Origin of the sequence: Rhodocytophaga rosea (assembly GCF_010119975.1) — a bacterium.
Lineage (GTDB): Bacteria > Bacteroidota > Bacteroidia > Cytophagales > 172606-1 > Rhodocytophaga > Rhodocytophaga rosea.
This window is the reverse complement of record NZ_CP048222.1, coordinates 393,794-412,804: the sequence shown is the minus strand read 5'-3', so window position 1 is coordinate 412,804 and position 19,011 is coordinate 393,794. Positions and strand designations below refer to the sequence as shown.

Annotated in this window: 19 protein-coding genes and 1 pseudogene; 7 read left to right on the top strand and 13 right to left on the bottom strand. The window is 41.9% G+C overall.

The genetic code is table 11. From position 1 onward, the window contains the following. Positions 1-18: 18 nt before the first annotated feature. Positions 19-795, top strand: coding sequence for a bifunctional nuclease domain-containing protein (locus GXP67_RS01855; protein ID WP_162441588.1), 777 nt, complete (start codon positions 19-21; stop codon positions 793-795). Between the two features lie 72 nt (positions 796-867). Here GXP67_RS01855 and GXP67_RS01850 read toward each other — a convergent pair whose 3' ends face one another. After that, positions 868-2,178: an MFS transporter gene (locus GXP67_RS01850; RefSeq protein WP_317170095.1), complete on the bottom strand. Its 1,311-nt coding sequence runs from the start codon at positions 2,176-2,178 to the stop codon at positions 868-870. Positions 2,179-2,465: 287 nt separating this feature from the next. On the opposite strand from GXP67_RS01850, the gene GXP67_RS01845 reads away from it, so the two are divergent. Then, a complete protein-coding gene (locus tag GXP67_RS01845; RefSeq protein WP_162441587.1) occupies positions 2,466-2,894 on the top strand; it encodes a nuclear transport factor 2 family protein in 429 nt (142 codons plus the stop codon). Positions 2,895-3,025: 131 nt separating this feature from the next. Here the strand turns inward: GXP67_RS01845 and GXP67_RS01840 are convergent, their stop codons facing one another. Beyond that, positions 3,026-4,390: a Gfo/Idh/MocA family protein gene (locus tag GXP67_RS01840; RefSeq protein ID WP_162441586.1), complete on the bottom strand. Its 1,365-nt coding sequence runs from the start codon at positions 4,388-4,390 to the stop codon at positions 3,026-3,028. Positions 4,391-4,781: 391 nt separating this feature from the next. Between GXP67_RS01840 and GXP67_RS01835 the strand changes: the two genes are divergently transcribed. Further along, on the top strand, positions 4,782-6,011 hold the full coding sequence (locus GXP67_RS01835) for a dienelactone hydrolase family protein (protein WP_232064875.1): 1,230 nt from the start codon (positions 4,782-4,784) through the stop codon (positions 6,009-6,011). A 103-nt stretch (positions 6,012-6,114) separates the two neighbouring features. Here GXP67_RS01835 and GXP67_RS01830 read toward each other — a convergent pair whose 3' ends face one another. Beyond that, positions 6,115-6,429, bottom strand: a complete 315-nt coding sequence (locus GXP67_RS01830) for a hypothetical protein (RefSeq protein WP_162441585.1) — start codon at positions 6,427-6,429, stop codon at positions 6,115-6,117. A 540-nt stretch (positions 6,430-6,969) separates the two neighbouring features. On the opposite strand from GXP67_RS01830, the gene GXP67_RS01825 reads away from it, so the two are divergent. From GXP67_RS01825 to GXP67_RS01810, 4 genes are all read left to right on the top strand, one after another. After that, on the top strand, positions 6,970-7,377 hold the full coding sequence (locus tag GXP67_RS01825) for a response regulator (protein ID WP_162441584.1): 408 nt from the start codon (positions 6,970-6,972) through the stop codon (positions 7,375-7,377). 346 nt (positions 7,378-7,723) lie between these two features. Next, a complete protein-coding gene (locus GXP67_RS01820) occupies positions 7,724-8,614 on the top strand; it encodes an extracellular catalytic domain type 1 short-chain-length polyhydroxyalkanoate depolymerase (RefSeq protein ID WP_162441583.1) in 891 nt (296 codons plus the stop codon). Positions 8,615-8,669: 55 nt separating this feature from the next. After that, a complete protein-coding gene (locus tag GXP67_RS01815) occupies positions 8,670-9,440 on the top strand; it encodes an SGNH/GDSL hydrolase family protein (protein ID WP_162441582.1) in 771 nt (256 codons plus the stop codon). A 262-nt stretch (positions 9,441-9,702) separates the two neighbouring features. Beyond that, entirely contained in the window at positions 9,703-9,891 is a 189-nt protein-coding gene (locus GXP67_RS01810; protein ID WP_162441581.1) for a hypothetical protein, read from the top strand. A gap of 364 nt (positions 9,892-10,255) precedes the next feature. On the opposite strand, the gene GXP67_RS01805 is transcribed toward GXP67_RS01810, so the two are convergent. From GXP67_RS01805 to GXP67_RS01765, 10 genes and pseudogenes are all read right to left on the bottom strand, one after another. Then, on the bottom strand, positions 10,256-10,828 hold the full coding sequence (locus GXP67_RS01805) for a type II toxin-antitoxin system RelB family anti-toxin (RefSeq protein WP_162441580.1): 573 nt from the start codon (positions 10,826-10,828) through the stop codon (positions 10,256-10,258). Positions 10,829-10,958: 130 nt separating this feature from the next. Then, the gene (locus tag GXP67_RS37190; RefSeq protein ID WP_232065319.1) at positions 10,959-11,219 is read right to left on the bottom strand and encodes a lyase family protein; all 261 of its coding nucleotides are present in this window, start codon (positions 11,217-11,219) and stop codon (positions 10,959-10,961) included. A gap of 246 nt (positions 11,220-11,465) precedes the next feature. Then, a pseudogene (locus GXP67_RS37185) lies at positions 11,466-12,223 on the bottom strand (lyase family protein); the annotation flags it as partial. A gap of 180 nt (positions 12,224-12,403) precedes the next feature. Continuing rightward, positions 12,404-13,609 carry a 3-oxoadipyl-CoA thiolase gene (gene pcaF / locus GXP67_RS01795; protein ID WP_162441579.1) on the bottom strand — a complete coding sequence of 402 codons (1,206 nt, stop codon included), beginning with the start codon at positions 13,607-13,609 and terminating at the stop codon, positions 12,404-12,406. 34 nt (positions 13,610-13,643) lie between these two features. Further along, positions 13,644-14,993: a 3-oxoacid CoA-transferase gene (locus GXP67_RS01790; protein WP_162441578.1), complete on the bottom strand. Its 1,350-nt coding sequence runs from the start codon at positions 14,991-14,993 to the stop codon at positions 13,644-13,646. Between the two features lie 8 nt (positions 14,994-15,001). Then, positions 15,002-15,574: a protocatechuate 3,4-dioxygenase subunit alpha gene (pcaG, locus tag GXP67_RS01785; RefSeq protein ID WP_162441577.1), complete on the bottom strand. Its 573-nt coding sequence runs from the start codon at positions 15,572-15,574 to the stop codon at positions 15,002-15,004. A 2-nt stretch (positions 15,575-15,576) separates the two neighbouring features. Then, positions 15,577-16,275 (bottom strand): protocatechuate 3,4-dioxygenase subunit beta, encoded by a 699-nt coding sequence (gene pcaH / locus GXP67_RS01780; protein WP_162441576.1) that lies wholly within the window; start codon positions 16,273-16,275, stop codon positions 15,577-15,579. After that, positions 16,262-16,660, bottom strand: a complete 399-nt coding sequence (gene pcaC, locus GXP67_RS01775) for a 4-carboxymuconolactone decarboxylase (protein ID WP_162441575.1) — start codon at positions 16,658-16,660, stop codon at positions 16,262-16,264. Before pcaC ends, pcaH begins: the two co-directional genes overlap by 14 nt. A 378-nt stretch (positions 16,661-17,038) precedes the next feature. Beyond that, on the bottom strand, positions 17,039-17,827 hold the full coding sequence (pcaD, locus tag GXP67_RS01770; RefSeq protein ID WP_162441574.1) for a 3-oxoadipate enol-lactonase: 789 nt from the start codon (positions 17,825-17,827) through the stop codon (positions 17,039-17,041). Between the two features lies 1 nt (position 17,828). Further along, positions 17,829-19,007 (bottom strand): 4-hydroxybenzoate 3-monooxygenase, encoded by a 1,179-nt coding sequence (locus GXP67_RS01765; RefSeq protein WP_162441573.1) that lies wholly within the window; start codon positions 19,005-19,007, stop codon positions 17,829-17,831. Positions 19,008-19,011: the final 4 nt, after the last annotated feature.

Genomic DNA, 19,011 nt, shown 5'->3' with positions numbered 1-19,011 from the left:
CTAAAAGGGATAAAACGCTTGGATGTAGAATACCGGGAAGTGGTATATCTGTTTTACTATGAAGGAAAAAGTATAAATTATATTTGTAATAAGCTCTTGATTTCAAAGCCGTTAGTAAAAGTCAGACTTCATCGGGCAAGAAAAGAATTAAAAGCAATTCTGGAACTAGATTCGGAATTTAAAGGATACCAACAATACTTCATTAACAAAACTAGTATGAAAAAAGTCAGGATAATTGACATGATTCTCGGAGGAGAGAATAACCAAAGTTGCAGCATATTATTGTATGAAGAAGATTCATCAAAGGTGTTGTCTATGGTGATCACCAAGGAAGAAGCGGAAAACATGTTAATTGCTATGAAAGGTATTGATTTCCCCAGGCCTTTGACTTTTAACCTCATTACTGAAATTATTCGAACTAATCATCTGATTCCAGAAGGTGCCTTCATTACCGAAGTTTTGAATGGCATTCTTATTTCTACCCTCAGGCTGAAAAATGAGTTGGGTATTAAAAATTATGATTCACGACCTAGCGATGCCATTACTATTGCATTGATGTTCAACTGCCCAATCTACGTTTCGCAAAATGTTCAGGATAAAGTAGGATTTCCTGTTCCTGAAAAGTATAAAAATATAAAACCACAGGAAAAAGGAATTGATCACTTGACTCAGCTTATAGAAAATTCATTATCGGATATGGAAACAAAACTAGCCTCTCTTAAGGCCAAAAAGTCGGTGAATGACATGCAGGAACAGATCGACAGATTAATGAACTATGTTTTCGGTGCCGCATAGCAGTATTCATTTTCAGTCATTATTTGTGCATTAGCACTTACACTTATAGCTGTACTGGTTTCAGTTTAGGGGCTAAAAATTGAATAACGGCCAATGCCAGCAGGTAAGCCGAGGAGGCAATGATGAATAAGGGTAAATATCCATAGGTGCCGGCGATGGTTCCAGCATTGTAGGAGAATAAGGCACCGCCAATGGCTCCAAATAACCCCCGATTCCGATTACAGAACTCACCACTTTTTTAGGGAACATATCGGTAGCCGTGGAGAATAAGTTGGCACTCCAGCCCTGATGGGCGGCAGCAGCAACAGCAATTAAAGCTACGGCAACCGGTAAACTTTCGGTAATAGAAGCAAAAAAAACCGGAAGTACACAAAGCGCACAAATGAGCATGGTGAGTTTCCTGGCTGCATTCTGTGTCCAGCCCATACTGATGAGTTTGCTGGAAAGCCATCCGAATAAAATACTGCCGGCATCCGATACGATATAAATTACAATAAAGGGGAGGGAGAGTTGTTTGAGATCGAGCTGAAAGGTGCCAGCCTGTTTGAAAAAATCGGGCAGAAAACTCAGGTAAAACCACCAGACCATATCTGTCAGAAATTTTCCTAAGGCAAAAGCCCAGGTTTGGCGGTAGCTCAGCAATTTAAACCAGTTGATTTTTACAGTGCCTGTTTCGTCTTCTCCATCGCTTTTAATATAAGCCAGTTCCGCTTTTCCCAGTTTGGGGTGTTCTTCCGGACGACGGTATACCAGCAGCCAGCAGATAAGCAGGACAAAACCCAATGAACTGGTGACCAGGAACGTAGCCTGCCAGCCATAGGAAGTAATAATTACAGGCACCAGAGCGGCTGTAAAGATGATGCCAATATTGGCTCCTGAATTAAAAATACCTACCGCTTTACTCCGTTCTTTGATGGGAAACCATTCCGCTACCGTTTTAATCGCAGAAGGAAAATTGCCGGCTTCTCCAATACCCAGCGTAAACCGGAACAGCCGTAAACGCCCAAAGGTAGTGGCGAAACTATGCGATAAAGCAGAACCTACCCATAAAAAAATGGCTACTGCATATCCTTTCCGTACACCTATCTTGTCGATAAACCATCCCATCAAAATAAAACCTAACCCATAAGCAAACTTAAAAACAGCATCTACCCGTCCATATTCTGCCAGAAATGCACTGTGATCAGCATCGGTAAGAGGGGTATTGGCTGCCAGACCCAGCATTTCCCTGCGGAATCCATCGTCAGCCATCACAAAGCTAAGTACATTCCGGTCGATGTAATTGATGGTGGTCGCAAAAAAGAGCAGTGCTACAATGCGCCAGCGGAAATTCCCGATTTTACCGGTGAGAGTGGTTTGGGGAGCAGATTCAAGGATTTGCATACGGTCGGGAGTAAAAATGGGACTATGCGTTTTTCAGGAGAAATGTTTATGGTCAATTCCAGGAAAACCAGAGCTTATGCACGATGGTACATTAAATAATAAGAATAATCAAATATCAAATTGTTTTTTTCTGTGCAATCGTTGCCGGTATCGATTCCGGTACCAATGTATAATCACCGGCAATAAGCATAGAAGACAAAGAAATTCCCTGCGCTCTGTTTTTACTAATGCATGATTTTTTATTACTTTTCGCAGCTAAACATTCTAACTAAACTTATATCTGTCAAATGAAAAAACTCCTGGGATTATTTCTGTGCGTGATAGTAGCTATTTGTGTACAAGCGCAATCAAAAGAAGAAAAAGAGGTAGCGACAGCCGTAGAAACACTGAAAAAAGCTATGCTGGATGGAACCCGGAAAGATCTGGAAAATATAGCCGCAAATGAACTCAGTTATGGCCATTCCAACGGATTAATTGAAAACAAAGCAGAGTTTGTAGAAGCCCTGGCCAGTGGCAAAAATGACTTTGTCACTATTAACTTAGCCGAACAAACTGTAAAAATGGCGGGCAATACAGCGCTGGTGCGGCATAAACTTACCGGCGAAACCAATAACGGTGGCCAGGCTGGAACGGTAAACCTGAGCGTATTACTCGTATGGCAAAAACAGCAGGGGCAATGGAAACTACTCGCCCGGCAAGCTGTTAAACTTTTGTAATGCGGTGTGTTGAATAAATAAAAGCCTTCCTGTTTTGCAGAAAGGCTTTTATGATTCATATGAAAAACTATTCCCCTTTATTATTGATTTTTATATTACCAACAACTACTAACGAGCAACCAGCAACAATTCTATGCTTTTTGTACCTGTGGTTTAATAGAAGTCAGATCAGCTATTTTTACTGGTTGTCCGCTTTTAGAACTATTCCGGGCAGCTACTCCCACCAGTACGGATAAAGCCCCATCTCGTGTACCTGCTGACTGCCGGAGCGGATCTGGTTTATTGGGCAGAAATATTTTATCTTTTAATAGTCTGTCGCCTCCACCATGACCGCTGGTTCCATGCGGAATTTTAAAGAATTCCCGTTTGCCAAAGTTTTTGGTCAGCATCAGTTCATCATAATCTTTTTTCTCTACCGGATTACTTTCTTCAATCCAGGCTTCCAGCCGGCCTTCGGTGCCGTTGAAGGCTATGCGGTATCCTTCATAGGGTGAGTAGGTTGTGAGAGAATACGCTACCTGTACCCCATTCATGTATTTGATGGTAGCCGCCATTTTATCATAAATATTAATATCTTCTTTAAACACACAGCCGTCACGCAGGTAGCCATCGTGCTTTTCGTTGTTCACATACAGCTCCATGTAGTTCTTGTTCTTGGTGATATCAAAATAAAAATTGCATTTGCCTTTATGGGGACAAGGACGGCAATTGGTATCCAGGAACGGATTGTTTTTTCCATAGTGTTCCAAAGCAGCAGAGGCATATACTTCGGTTGGATCGCTGTCTATCCACCAGTTGAGCAGGTCAAAATGGTGCGTAGCTTTATGTACCCATAAAGAACCACTTTTTTCTTCCAGCCGGTGCCAGCGGCGGAAATAATCGGCTCCGTGGCTTGTATCCAGATACCAGTGAAAATCTACGGAAGTTAATTTGCCAATGGCCCCCTGGCGGAGCAGTTCATACATTTTGGCCCGGTGGGGAGAGTAGCGGTAATTGAAAGTAACGGTAACTTTTTTTCCGGTTCGTTTTTCTGCATCGATAATAGCCTGGCATTTCTTTTCATCGGTGGTCATGGGTTTCTCGGTAATAATATTGGCCCCCATTTCCATGCCTTTAATTATAAAATCATGGTGGGTTGCATCTACCGTGGTTACAATGAGGGTATCAGGTTTTGCCTCTTTCATCATTTTTTCAAAATCCGTAAAAACCGGACAAGAAACACCTATTTTATTTTTGGCATATTCCAGACGTCCGGGGTTTGTGTCGCAAAGGCCCACAAATTCGATGTGATCTTTATATTGCTGATTTACATCTACGCCCCACATGCCGATACCCCGGCTCCCGGTACCTACCATGGCCAGCCGTAATTTACCGGCAGCCCTAGTGAGCGGTTGTGCAGTGATAGCAAACGGATTGAGCAATAAGCTTCCTGTAACTGCAGCTCCGGTAGTGGCTAAAAAGCTTCTCCGGGTGGATACTTTTTCTGGATTATTCATAAAACTATAGGTATAGGGTATATAAAAGATTCATAAGCAAACATTAGACACAGCGATGATCGAAGCGATCAAGAGATAAAACAGCTACTTACTGGTATAATTATTCCTGTTTTTGCTTCCAGTATACATTTTTATAAAAGGATAACACTAGCTAGTTTATGACCAATACTATAAAAAAACAAATATACAATTGACTTTTTTTATGCAATCGTTCTCGGTATCGTTGCCACGAATTTATTCTCCTGTAAACCATCCAAAGAAAGTCCAAACGCTTACTTTTATACAAAATTCTGTCTAAATCCTTATTTTGTACTAAACCAAGGATTTGTGTAGAAATATAGGATCATCAGTAAGCATGTTTGTAGCCTGCTATTCTACAACTAGAAAATGTATGTATCAAGTAAAGTATAAGCGTATGTTCTTCAAAAGATTTGCCCTTGCCTGCCTGTTTCTGGTATTTACCAGCTTTTGGGCAGCAGCTCAAACAGAAGTATCAGATGTAGGTAACTTTTATCCATTGCTGGAAGCCTATTCTGCCAGACAGAACTGCCGTTTATCCTTTCTGGCCAAAGAGCGGAAAAATGTGGAAGAATGGAGAAAAGAAGCCAGAGCAAAGCTGAATGAGTTGCTTGCTTTTACACCTCCGCCAGCTCCGCTCGCTACGCAAATACTTGACACGATTAAAAGAGAAGGTTATACGCAATATCTGGTGAGGTATAATGTAAATGCTTTGCAGCAGACAGAAGCTTTTTTACTTGTGCCAGATAACTTAACCAAGTCAGCACCAGCCGTAATTGCCCTGCATGATCACGGAGGGTTTTATTTTTATGGAAAGGAGAAACATACCTTAACCGATAACAGGCCGCAGATTCTGGTGGATTATATCAAAAATCTGTATGAAGGCCGAACCTATGCCGATGAACTAGCCAAACGGGGATATGTCGTGCTATGTCCGGATGTGTTGTATTTTGGCTCCCAGAAACTGGATCTGGATAAAATGCCTTCCCTCACAAAAGAAAACTTTCCGGATTTGCAGTCTGCAGACGAAGCAACCAGGATCAAAGCATTCAATAAACTGGCGAATGGCCAGGAAACGATCATGGCCAAAACCATGTTTACCGCTGGTACTACCTGGTTAGGAATAATTCTGCAAAGTGACCGGGTAGCTATTGATTTTCTGTTATCGAGGCCAGAAGTAGATCCGCAAAAAATTGCGTGTATGGGGCTTTCCTTAGGCGGATTGCGTAGTACCTATTTGTTTGGTATGGATGCCCGTGTCAAAGCCGGGATTATTGCCGCTTTTTCTACTACCTATGCCTATATGCTGCAGGAATATGTGCGCCATACCTGGATGATGTACGTACCCCGGCAATACCAGTATCTGGATCTGCCGGATGTAGCCTCACTGAATGCCCCTCGCCCTTTACTAGTACTGAACTGTAAGCAAGATGCGCTTTTTCATCCGGATGGGATGAAGGCCGCAGAAAAGAAACTCTCAGCTATATACACCTGGATGAAAGCAAAGGATAAGTTTACCTGTAATTATTACGATGTGCCCCACTCTTTAACCATTGCTATGCAGGAAGATGCATTTGCCTGGCTGGATAAATGGTTGAAGTAAAGCAAAACTTTGAATATCCTAGAGATACTGCCATAGGTATTCCGGTAGATAGGGAATTAAGGAATATAGCTTTGTGCAATGATCGCACGATCAGAGGCGGGAATTAGTTCAGGTTTTCGGAGGAAAGTTCCATTGGAACTGATTGTAGGTTTGCTACTATTTCCAGGCATTTATCCAGTGCCTTTTCCAAATCGTAATGATATACTGTATGTGCATCAGAAGAAGCTTCAGGAAAGAATTCAATACCCACAATCGTATCCCGTTCAATCATTTTATCCCAGGTATCTGTATCAATAAAACCTCTCTCTTCCTGCCCAATTAAAAATTCTGCAACCGTATCATTATAAAGCTTATGCTCGTTGTATTCGATAAATACACCTGATTTACATAGTTTAAATAATTTTTGAAGCTTATCCATTTGATTCTTCCGACCAGGAATATTCTTAATTCTTTCTACAGTACATTTGATATACAGCCTTCACAAGAATAATAAAGTTAATGAATTGTTAATTTGGCCAGATTAAAATCTGATTAAAAATTTAAATGGGTGAACAGTATGAACTTAATACTATACTTGTCAGCTATTTGAGCGATTGCTTTATTCAGATTTACCACATTTATTGATCTTCCGTCAGCAGATATAAAACTGTTTATTTGATAAAAAGCCATTACAACTGAGAGGTTTTTTATAAATAAGCCCGTATGTTTGCAGGAATATCATAGAGATTGCTGTTGTTTGGCATCTGATTATATTCAGGCTATAGTGTTTAACTGAAATTATACTAATTTAAACGGCAAACAGCAACCCTGCTTGAAGAAATACGTTTGCGTATCATTAATTAATGGCTAATTCAGTAAATATTGTTTTAGCAGGCTGATTGGGTAACTTACTGGGCCATAGCCCGGGTTTTTGATAAAGCTGGTACAGAATTAACTGTACACTTAAACAGCTCATGGAATGAAAGCTCAACCTCAATTTGAGAACGTTTTACTTGTAGATGATGACGAAATCAGCTGTATTGTATCCACGGCTATACTGAAGGGAGCCAAAATAGGTTCTCAGATACAATCAGTATATAATGGAAATCAAGCCTTAGATTTTCTCACGAAACAATGTTTAGAAAGTAAGGAAAGAAATTTCTGTCCGGCCTTGCTATTTTTAGATCTGAATATGCCTGTAATGGACGGCTTTGAATTTTTAGAAGCCTTTACACATCATGAGAAGTTAAAGGAATTAGACTTATCAATCGTTGTTCTTACTTCATCGGCCTATTCAAAGGATATGGAAAAGGCTTACCGGTATCCAATCGCCGGATTTATTACCAAGCCCATTACACCCGAAAAACTCCAGTCAATATTTAAGTAACACTATATCCCATATAAACCTATACCATATCCGTGACAATAGGAAATATTGGCAGGATGTATATTTTCTGGTAACTCAGTTCAGTAGTGCCTGTAATCTTATCTTTCTAGCCGCAGAAGTATAGCCCTGTGTAAGAGCATTTTTCTAAGGATGTAAACATTTGTTGTGCAATATTCTTCAGACAAGCTCTGCGGTTTATGGTAGCCATATTGGCTTTATATGCATTTTATTCTACTGCAGATTAAACTTTTTTACCTGTACTATATCAAATGAGTATACTGAACCGGGTCATACTGATTTTGATAATTTTATGTCTATGAGCTATATCCGCTGCATATTTATTCTTGTGTGTTTTTTTTCCATAGTATTTATCTCCGCCTGTAAAAAAGAGAGCCAACCGCTGGAAAAGGTATACCGTTTTGATAAAATCATCCGCATTGATGGCCTTAACAGGGCATATACGATCCACCTTCCTGCTAATTACTATGAATCTTCAGATTTTTCTTTGATAATTGCCCTGCATGGAGGTGGCGGTAATCCACGCCAGTTTGAAAATACCTCCAGGTTGAGCGAAAAAGCGGATGCGGCCGGGTTTATTGTGGTTTATCCTGAAGGTACCGGAGTGTTTCCTACATGGAATGCAGGCATGTGTTGTGGGTATGCTGCCTCGCAAGACATTAATGATGTAAAATTCATCAGCCTGTTAATTGACCAGCTGGTTTCAGCTTACAAAATTAATCCCGGAAAAATATATGCGACCGGTCATTCTAACGGAGGTATGATGAGTTACCGCCTGGCTTGCGAACTTTCTGATAAAATTGCAGCCATTGCACCAAATGGATGTACCATGGTAGTTTCGCAACTCTGTTCTCCCAAACGTGCCGTTCCTATTCTACATATGCACTCCGTAAATGACCAGCATGTACCTTATAAAGGTGGCACTGGTAACGGAATCACTGGTATCGACAATCCACCGCTTGATTCAGTTTTGAATGTATGGTCCTTACTTAATAATTGTTCTATTCCTGCACAAGTAGCAGTAGATAACAGCCGTTACACCTTAACAGAATGGCTCGCTTGTGATAATGAAACGGCTATTGCGTACTATCTGACAAAAGATGGGGGACATGCCTGGCCTGGAGGTTTACCTGGCAGGGATGGAGCTGATGTTCCTTCAACGGCTATTGATGCGAATGACCTGTTGTGGGAATTTTTCAAACAATATCAATTGCCCTAATACTACTATACTGATAAGCGAAATTGAGATGAATACAGTTCTTTAGCTTTTTACAATGATAAATAACCGGAGAAATTTTATCAAACAAATAACTGCCCTGGGCACAGTCGCTTCTTTAGCCCCTTCGCTAACAGAAGCAATGCCTGTAGTTGAAGCGAAGGCCAGAAAAGAAGGTGAGGGTTATACTTTTTTGTTCCAGGGCGATTCTATCACAGATGGCAACCGCACCCGCAACAACGACTGGAATCATATAATGGGGCATGGATATGCCTATATTATTGCCAGCAAGTTAGGATATGAATTTCCGGGGAAAGGCTTTCATTTTTATAACCGGGGCATCAGCGGCAATAAAATCCCTGATCTGGCAACCCGCTGGAAAACAGATACACTCGATATAAAACCCAATGTACTCAGCATCTTAATCGGAATCAATGATGTTTCTGCTTTTCTGAACGGAAATAAAGAATTTTCTGCGGAACAATATGAGATCGGCTACAAGAACTTGTTAGATCAGACGGTTCAGCAGTTGCCAGATGTACAACTCGTGCTTTGCGAGCCATTTATTTTACCGGTTGGAAATATAAAAGACAAATGGGAAGCCTATAGCAGTGAAGTTCGCCAACGGCGGGACATTGTGAAAAAGTTAAGTACAGCATATAACGCCATTCTGGTCGAGTTTCAACAGGCATTTAATAAGGCATTAACCAAAGCACCAGCCGACTACTGGATCTGGGATGGCATTCATCCGATGCCGGCAGGACACGAACTGATGGCCAGGAAATGGATGATACAGGTAGGTAAAAAATTAAAGTTTATCAGAGGTTGAGTTTATATTCAACCATCAAACCCAACACAATTATTGGAGTTTATTAAAGCAATAATTTGATATTATTTCTGAAGTTGAGAAGCAAGTATATGTTATTTGAGCAGAATAATTAGGAATGTTAAATCAGGAATATCTACCTGCCCGAAGAGAAATATTATAGTGAGGCCACCTTATATAATGTGAACTAAGCTTAAAAGTATACAACTCACGATCTCAACATTCCGTTTTGGTAAGAGTTTGCTTTTTAAACTACTATTGTCACATGGAAGAACAAATTAAATTTTATCAGCAGATCATAGATGCTCAGTTGTCATTGCGTAACAGCTTACAAATAGATCATTTTACAAGCCCGCATATAATGAACACCGTTCCCCTTTTACTTGATGCAATAGATGAGCAAGTGCGTCTGCTGAATCAGATTATTGCTGAATTAAAGGCGCAATGTATTTAGGCTATCCATAAGTGGTATTATTCTGATTATAACCGCTTAGCACAAAAGAGTATTTGTCAAGTGTTTGAAAAATAGGAGTTTATCTAATTTTTAGTGTAATTAGTGTAAATATAGGCTGTCAAGAGATTACTTGAATAAGTAATTAACATTAAGCCATATACTCACAAACCACTTACAACTATGAAATATATATCCTACCACTATTTATCAAATATCATTATTTACATTGTGACCAATGACCTGGCAGAAGCATTTGTAAAGGAAGAACGCCTGAGATCAAATTAGCACGATTTCTAACTTTTTGATTCATCAGTTTTAGCAGATTATTTACCTGTACGTGCTTTGCTACGAATACATTTGGCTATCAATGCAAAAAAGTAAATGCCGGCATATATCGAACCCTGTTTCCTCTCTGGATTTTTAAGGTATTGATCACGATGAGTATGGCATTATACATATAAAAAGCAATAATACCTATCAGAAGAAATACAGGCGGATAAAATCCTAAATTAAAAAGCAGGCTTGCTGATATAGTGATGTAGAAAAGGAATAGGAGGATTACCCAGGAAATCTGGAAATTAATAATAGCTTTCCCGATTTCGTCAACCTGTTTTACTTTGTCTTTTTTCAGAATCCAGATGGCCAGAGGGATAAGAATGCCCAGTATGGGAAAAGCTACATACCCAAATTGAGATAAATTGAGTAGCATCAGTACACTCCTATCTTCAATGATCTGCCAGTCAATAATGTCATCTGGGGATACTTTCAAGGCAATGGCTAATCTTGTCAGGGTATCTCCGTGGGGGAGTGTTTCTCCATTTTCGATCCGCTGAATTGTTCTTAAACTTAAGCCAGCATCTTCTGCCAGTTGTTCCTGGGAAAGACCTTTTCTCAACCGCAATTCTTTTACCCGTTTGTTAAGCGCTGATTTTTCCATGGCTATACTTCATATTCTGCAAGTAAAGGTAGAAGGTCTTAGAAGTTTTGATTGCGGCTTATCTATGACATTTTTATGACAAAAGTGTCATAGGCCATAAATGACTTAGTTTATTAAAGTTTGTAAGCTTTTAATCGGTTGAAAATTGTTCCAGCAGCCGGTTTACAATCTCTTCACACAAACCGGTTGATGTGGAAGGATCAAACAGGCTTTCGATCTGAACAATGCTCAACTGCCGGGTAATATCTGATTTTGATACAAGTAACTCCCGCAAATGCATGTTTTTTTGTAAGGCTTCTTTACTGTATTTTTCTATAAGGGTATGTGCCTCTTGTTTTCCAATTTTATCAGCTAAGACAAGCGATACATTTTCCGCATAAATTAAACCCATGGTCAGTTCCAGATTCTGTAACATCTGCTCTGTTCTCACTTCCAATCCATCGGTTACTTCTATGGCTTTGGTAACACACCCGGCGGTAAGTTGTACGATCTCAGCCATCGTTTCCCATTCTGCATGCCATTGCCCGGTTGCCCGTTCATGATCTTGTAGCATACACGAAAGCATAATTGCCGTAAGTCCTGGTACACGGGTGGCATTTGCCAGGATGGCGACACAGCCCACCGGATTTCTTTTGTGCGGCATCGTGGAAGAACCTCCTTTCCCTGCTGCGGCAGGCTCCATTACTTCGGCTATTTCGGTCTGCATCAGCAAACTAATGTCTTTGGCAATTTTTCCGATGTTTGCTGTTAAAATACCTAAAGTAGTGGCTAAAATAGCAAGATGGTCCCGCTGTGTATGCCAGGAACGCCCGGGATTGTTTAAGTGTAATAATTCACTCATGGTGTCACTTACCTTCATACCTTGTTCAGGCATACCCGACAATGTGCCTACTGCCCCCCTAATTGAAGTAAAAATCCATTTGTTAATAATTTCTGAATGGATTGTTGAGACCGGAGCAAGGGTTCCAGCCAGCCGGCAACTTTATAACCAAAGGTAATTGGTCTTGCCTGTTGCATAAATGACCGCCCAATCATAACCGTGGATGTATGCGCTCTCATCAGGGAGACTAATTGCCCAATGAGCCTTTCCAGATTTTTTGAAATGATAATAAAGGCATCTTTCAGTTGCAGCATCAAAGCGGTATCAATCACATCCTGGCTGGTAGCACCGAAGTGTACATATTTAGCCGCTTCTGAATTCTTCTCTTTTACACGAGCTGTTAACTGTTTTACCAAGGGTATGGCTACATTTCCACCCAAAGCAGCCTCCTGTATTAACTGTTCTATATTGATAGTATCGGCCTTGCAACCAGATTCTATAATGGACGCCGCTGCTGCCGGTATTACGCGATGATTTGCTTGCGCCTGGGCAAGCGCCCCTTCAAACCGAAGCATATACTGGATCACTTTCTCAGATGAAAAAAGCGAAGATACTTGCCTATCATAGAAAATGCTTTGGTATAGGTGCATATAATATAGTTGATACTATTTAAAAACTTATGCTGTGAATTTGTCAGTTAGCAAAATATTGATTTACAACTATTCTGCTAACAACTACGAACAAACAACAACAATTTAAACTCTTTCTATAATAGTTGCATACCCCTGGCCTACGCCTACACATAAGGTGGCAAGTGCATAGCGTTTGTTCTGTTTGTGGAGTTCAAGAGCGGCAGTATAAATAATCCTTGCCCCAGACATGCCCAGGGGATGGCCTAAGGCAATAGCTCCTCCATTGGGGTTGATGCGGGGATCATCAGCGGATAAGCCCAATTCCCGGATACAGGCAAGGGTTTGTGCAGCAAAGGCTTCATTAAACTCGATTATATCCATATCTTCTAATCGCATACCTGCTTTTTTTAATGCTTTCTGCGTGGCACCTACCGGACCAATCCCCATAATACGTGGCTCTACACCTACTACGGCTGAGGTTACAATTCGTGCTTTGGGCGTAAGATTATATTTTTTCAGGGCTTGTTCAGATACAATGTATAAGGCAATAGCACCATCATTAATGCCAGAGGAATTTCCGGCTGTAACTGATCCGCCTTCTTTGCGGAAAACAGGTTTGAGCTGTGATAGTTTTTCCAGCGTTGTATTATCTTTGATAAATTCATCGGCTGCAAACAAAGTGGTTTCGTTCTTTTTTACTGTGATTTCAACCGGAACTATCTCTTCGGCGAATCTTCCGTTATTCCGTGCTTTGGCCGCCCGCATATGTGAATGATAGGCAAATTGATCCTGATCTTCCCGGCTGATTTTATAGATATCTACCAGATTTTCTGCAGTAACACCCATGGCATCCGTACCATACATTTCGTGCATCTTTGGGTTTACAAAACGCCATCCAAAACTGGAATCAAACATCTGGGCATCGTTGCCGAAGGACTTGGAAGTTTTAGAGATCACCCAGGGACCTCTGGTCATGTTTTCTACGCCGCCAGCTATAAATACATCTCCTTCACCGGCTTTTATGGTATATGCCGCATTTACTACAGCCGACATGCCAGAAGCACACAGCCGGTTTACAGTTTCTCCTGGTACAGAAGTGGGTAAACCAGCCAGCAGCAAAGCCATCCTGGCTACGTTCCGGTTATCTTCTCCGGCCTGGTTATGGCACCCCAGGATCACATCATCAATGCTGTCAGTGGGAATCTGTGGATTGCGCCGCACTAATTCTTTGATCACCAGTGTTGCCAGATCATCTATCCGGACAGAAGAAAGACTGCCTCCAAAATTTCCGATCGGGGTACGTATACCATCTACTATATATGCTTCCATGATTATAATCTTTTTAGTATTCTCTACCAGCCATTCAGGCACTCAGTTTCTCTACAAATGTTGCCTTTGTTTTGGACCGTACTTCTTCGAGGGTAGCACCTGGCATCAGTTCAATTAAGGTTAATTTTCCTTGTTCAAAACTAAAAACTGCTAATTCTGTGATTACCAGATCTACTGCTTTTTTTGCTGTTAAAGGCAAGGTACACAGGGGTACTATTTTACTCGAACCATCGCTATCCGTATGGTTCATCACAATAATTAATTTTCTGGCTCCGGCAGCCAGATCCATGGCACCGCCTACACCTAATAAGGGCTTTCCAGGAACTGCCCAGTTGGCCAGATTAGCTTCCTCATCTACCTGCAAACCTCCCATTACTGCAACGTCCACATGCTTGCCCCGGATCATAGCGAAAGAATCAGAACTATCGAAATAACTGCTGCCAGGAAGCGCAGTTACAGGTATCTTTCCGGCATTCACCGGATAATCCAAAGCTCCACCTCCATCAGCCGGCGAAGGACCTACGCCCAGCATGCCGTTTTCTGTATGCAGAATAATGCCATCTTCCGGCTTAATAAAATCTGCTACCAGCGTAGGAATACCAATTCCGAGGTTGACCATATCGCCTTTTTTTAGTTCCTGGAATGCCCGTTTCGCCATATTGTTCCGCACTTCATCTGATTTTCTAGCGGTATTCAATGAGGCAGAAGTTCCTAAATCTTCCAGTGTGATAGATGCCTGCACCAGATAATCTACAAAACAACCAGGCGTATGAACAAAATTAGGATCTATGGCACCCACCGGCACAATTTCTTCCACTTCGGCGATCACCAGGTCGGCGGCAGTAGCCATGGCTTTATTGAAGTTCTGCTCAGTCATCCGGTAGGTGAGGTTGCCGGCTGTATCTGCTTTCCAGGCCCGGATAAATGCCACATTGGCCCTGATACCTTTTATGAATACCTGCTCTACGCCATCAATGAGTTTAGTTTCCCGTCCTTGGGCCATCAAGGTTCCGGCAGAAGTGGGGGTATAAAATCCGCCAATGCCGGCTCCTCCTGCCCGGATGGCCTCTGCGAGTGTACCCTGTGGCAGCAATTCATATTCCACCTGCCCGGACTGGGCTGCTTTTACTGCATCCGGATTGCTGGTAAAAAACGATCCGATCATTTTCCTGATCTGGCCATTTCTGAGTAATCTTCCCCCACCTAAGCCGGGTTCTCCTACATTATTTCCGATGAATGTTAAGTTCTTTGTACTGGTTTGGGCTAAGGCGTGTAACAAATGAACTGGATTGCCGGTCATGCCAAAACCGCCTCCTAATAGAGTGTCATCATCTTTAACCAGCGCTGCTGCTTCACTTGCCGTAATTTGTGGTATTTGTTTCATGGGTTTGTTTATAGATCGAAAAAAACGGTTTCATTCTCTCCCTGCATATAAATATTAAAGTGATATTCCACTTTACCATGCGTGTCTGTTCTCAACGCTAGTAACGTTGACCTTCTCGCATGCGGGACAGCGTTGAGAACTGCATCAGTTAAGTTAGCTTCTTCATCAGAAAAATACAGCCGGGTATAGGCATGTACCAGTAAACCCCGCATAAACACAATCACATTGATGTGGGGGGCTTGTCCATTCACGGAACCGGGTTTGATGGTGTGAAATTCCACTTTATTATGAGGATGTGTACCGGTACCCAGGCGGCCAAATCCAGGAAACAATTGTGGATCATTTAAATACTTGCCTTCTGCATCTGCCTGCCAGATTTCGATCATGGCATCTGGTATCAGTTTTCCGGCACCATCCCACACCTGTCCTAAAATAGTAATACGCTCTCCTGTTACTAGTTCGCTTTTAATCAGATTTCCATTAGCAATGCTGGAGTAATCATATAGGTATTGCTCAGGGGTAAGCCCATAAGCGAAATAGGGGCCTACCGTCTGGGAGGGAGTTTGTAAAAAAGTATCCATGCTCATTTGTTTTCAAAAGGGGTTTCACGATTTCCTCGCAACACAATATCAAACTGGAAGCCCAATGCAAAATCTGATTCCGTGATATCAAGATTAAATTTGGATATTAATAGATGCCGGTATTTTTCTGGTACGCCTTGCAAAACCGGATCATAATCCATCAGCGGATCGCCAGGAAAATACATCTGGGTAACCAGCCGGGAAGTAATCTGATTGCCAAACAGAGAAAAATGAATGTGATTAGGCCGGAAAGCTTTCGGATGATTGCCCCAGGGATACGCACCTGGTTTGATGGTATAAAATTTATAATTGCCTTCACTGTCGGTGAGGCAGCGACCTGCGCCCAGAAAATTTGGGTCCAGAGGCGCATCATGCTGGTCTACTTTATGGATATATCTGCCTGCTGCATTTGCCTGCCAGATTTCTACCAGAGTATTTGGGATGGGCTTGCCGTTTACATCGGTTACCGTACCGGCTACTACAATCCGTTCGCCCAGCGGCTCTCCATTTTTGCGGGCATTCAGGGTCAGGTCATTGTCGTATTTCCGGATCGCATCATGGCCAAAAACCGGTCCGGTGAGTTCGCTCAGTGTATGTTTGAGCGGAATCAGAGGTTTGGTAGGTGCCCGTAATACGGTAGATTTATATTCCGGATACAGATAAGGCGGCTGTATGGCCCAATCCCGTTTATTTTGAGTCATTGGTATGCGTTTTATCCGTTTCAAAAAATACTTTTTTTGCAATTTTCATGGCATGGTTTACTGCCGGTACGCCGGCATATACAGCCGTATGAAGCAGCACTTCTTTGATATCTTCAATAGAAGCACCGGTATTTTTAGATGCATTCAGATGCAGTTCCAGTTCTCCTTCGTGCTTCAAGGCGGTCATCAGCGCAATCGTGATCAGACTTCGTTCCCGTTTGGTCAATCCGGGCCGGCTCCAGATGGCTCCCCAGGCCGTATTGGTAATGAATTCCTGGAAATCCTGGTCAAAGTCTGTCTTGTTGGCTTCGGCTTTGTCTACATGGGCGTCGCCTAACACTGCCCGGCGGGTTTGCATGCCTTGTGTATATAGATCGTTAGTCATTTATGTTGTGTTAAGAAAAAATCATTAAGTTGAATTGATTTATCAGATTGCGGTCAACTGTTTTCTTTATTAATAGAGAGGTGATTGATAGACTTCGGCCGTCTTTACTTTTATTTTGCTTGCCCAAAATAAAAGTAACAAAACAAAAGGGCAAAATGAAAAATGCTTCTCCGCTTAAGGCCAACACTCACCCCGCTTTTCATTTGTCCCTGCGCGCATGGAATATTTGTTTGATTTATTGTTGAGGTTTCTTGTACGATTATCATTATAGCCTTTAAGTCCACAACATCTTAAATCATTTCAAAGTAGTTATTGGTAGAAGTTTCTTCAAAAGACTTACTATTATTTCAACACTGAACTGGGTTTTTCTAAAGTCATTTAGCTATGTAAGCCGGTAAAGTTGAGTATCAACTCAGCCAACACTTGTGGATTATCTACACAGGGGATATGGCCGGAGCCTTCAATAATTTCAAACCGGCTGCCTGCAATCAATTCCGACAAATTTCTGACTTCATTCACGGTTGTAGATTTATCTTCAGAACCTACCACACATAACGTAGGTATCTGTATACGGCTGGCTATTTCCGTAAGGTCTGCATCCCGGATGGCTTCACAGGTTTTGATATACCCCAGCACAGGTGTACGTTCCAGCATATTTTTGTAGCCAGCTACTTTGATTGGTTGCTGTTTTCTGAAGTTTTCCGAAAACCACCGTTGCATCACGCCATCCGATATTCTGGATAATCCACCTTTCTCAACAGCTTTAATCCTGTCGTTCCAGATCGGAGGATTGCCAATTTTATGGCGGGTATCACACAATACCAGTTTTTCTGTTTTTTGCGGTATCCGGCTGCCCAGCACCTGGGCAATCATGCCACCTACCGAAAGGCCAATGATGATGCATTTCTCAATGTTTAATTTGTTAAGTAATGCCTGTGTATCGTCAACAAAATCATTTAATCCATTCGTGTCGGGAACTACATCTGATAAGCCATGTCCTCGTTTATCGAACAGCAAAATATTCCCATATTCTTTTAACGAATGGGCTACTTCTGTCCATATCCGGTAATCCGTGCCTAAGGAGTTAATGAACAAAAATGTGTGCGTTTTCCCTGCATTCTGCCATTGGTAATGAATCACATGTCCGTTGATGTCTATAATTTGCATGTTACACCTCCTTTAGTCCAACATAATTTTCTGCGATACTAGTGGCATAGGCTTTTGATAAGCGGATATAGTCGAACTTTGATTTTTGTAAATGGTATTCGAACGACCCATGCGCTGCTTGTTTGTGAAACAGATAGGTCATAAAATTACTGAAGTCCTGTGCCCGCCATATTCTGCGTAAGGCATTTGTAGAATAATTATTCAGCTTTTCTTCTCTGTTGTGCTGGAAGAAATCAATAAAAGCATCCGCCATCCATCTGATATCAGCTACCGCCAGGTTTAAGCCCTTTCCACCGGTAGGCGGAACAATATGAGCGGCATCGCCAGCCAGAAAAAGGCGGCCGTACTGCATATGATCGATCATAAAACTACGCATGGGCGTGATTGTTTTTTCAAAAATAGTACCCGTATTGAGTACAAAACCATCTGTATGCAGGCGTTTGGACAGTTCTTCCCAGATCCGGTCGTCGGGCCAGTTCTCGACAGAATCGTTGTTTTCTACCTGTAGATACAAGCGGCTTACCGATTCGGATCGGAGACTATGCAGGGCAAATCCCCGTTCGGTATAAGAATAGATCAATTCCTCGCTGGAAGGTTTTGCATTTGCCAGTATACCCAGCCAGCTAAACGGATATTCTTTGATAAAGCTTGAATAAAGCTTGTTGGGTAAGGCTTTTCTGGAAATGCCATGAAATCCATCACAGCCAGCTATAAACTGGGCACTTAGCTGTTGCTGAACATTGTTCTCAACATAAATGACCGAAGGTGCGTGCGTTTCCAGTCCTTCTAACAAAAAAGCTTCCGATTCAAACCTTATGTCAATACCTCTGGAGAGACAAGCGGCAATCAGATCTTTCACTACTTCCTGCTGCCCATAAATAGTGATACAGCGGCCACCTGTTAATTCATCGAAAGGAATCCGCTGACGCTGGCCATCAAAACTGAAATATACCCCTTTGTGTAACAATCCTTCCTGCTTGAGACGGTCTGCAACACTTAGTTCATGGAACAAATCAACCGTATTTTGTTCCAATAGTCCGGCTCTTACCCTGGATTCCACATAGGCACGTGTCCGGTTCTCCAGGATGATACTCTCAATTCCCGCCTGGTGCAAAAGCAAAGCCAGGGTCAATCCTGCCGGACCGGCTCCGATAATGGCGACTTGTGTAGTTTCTGTCATGGTA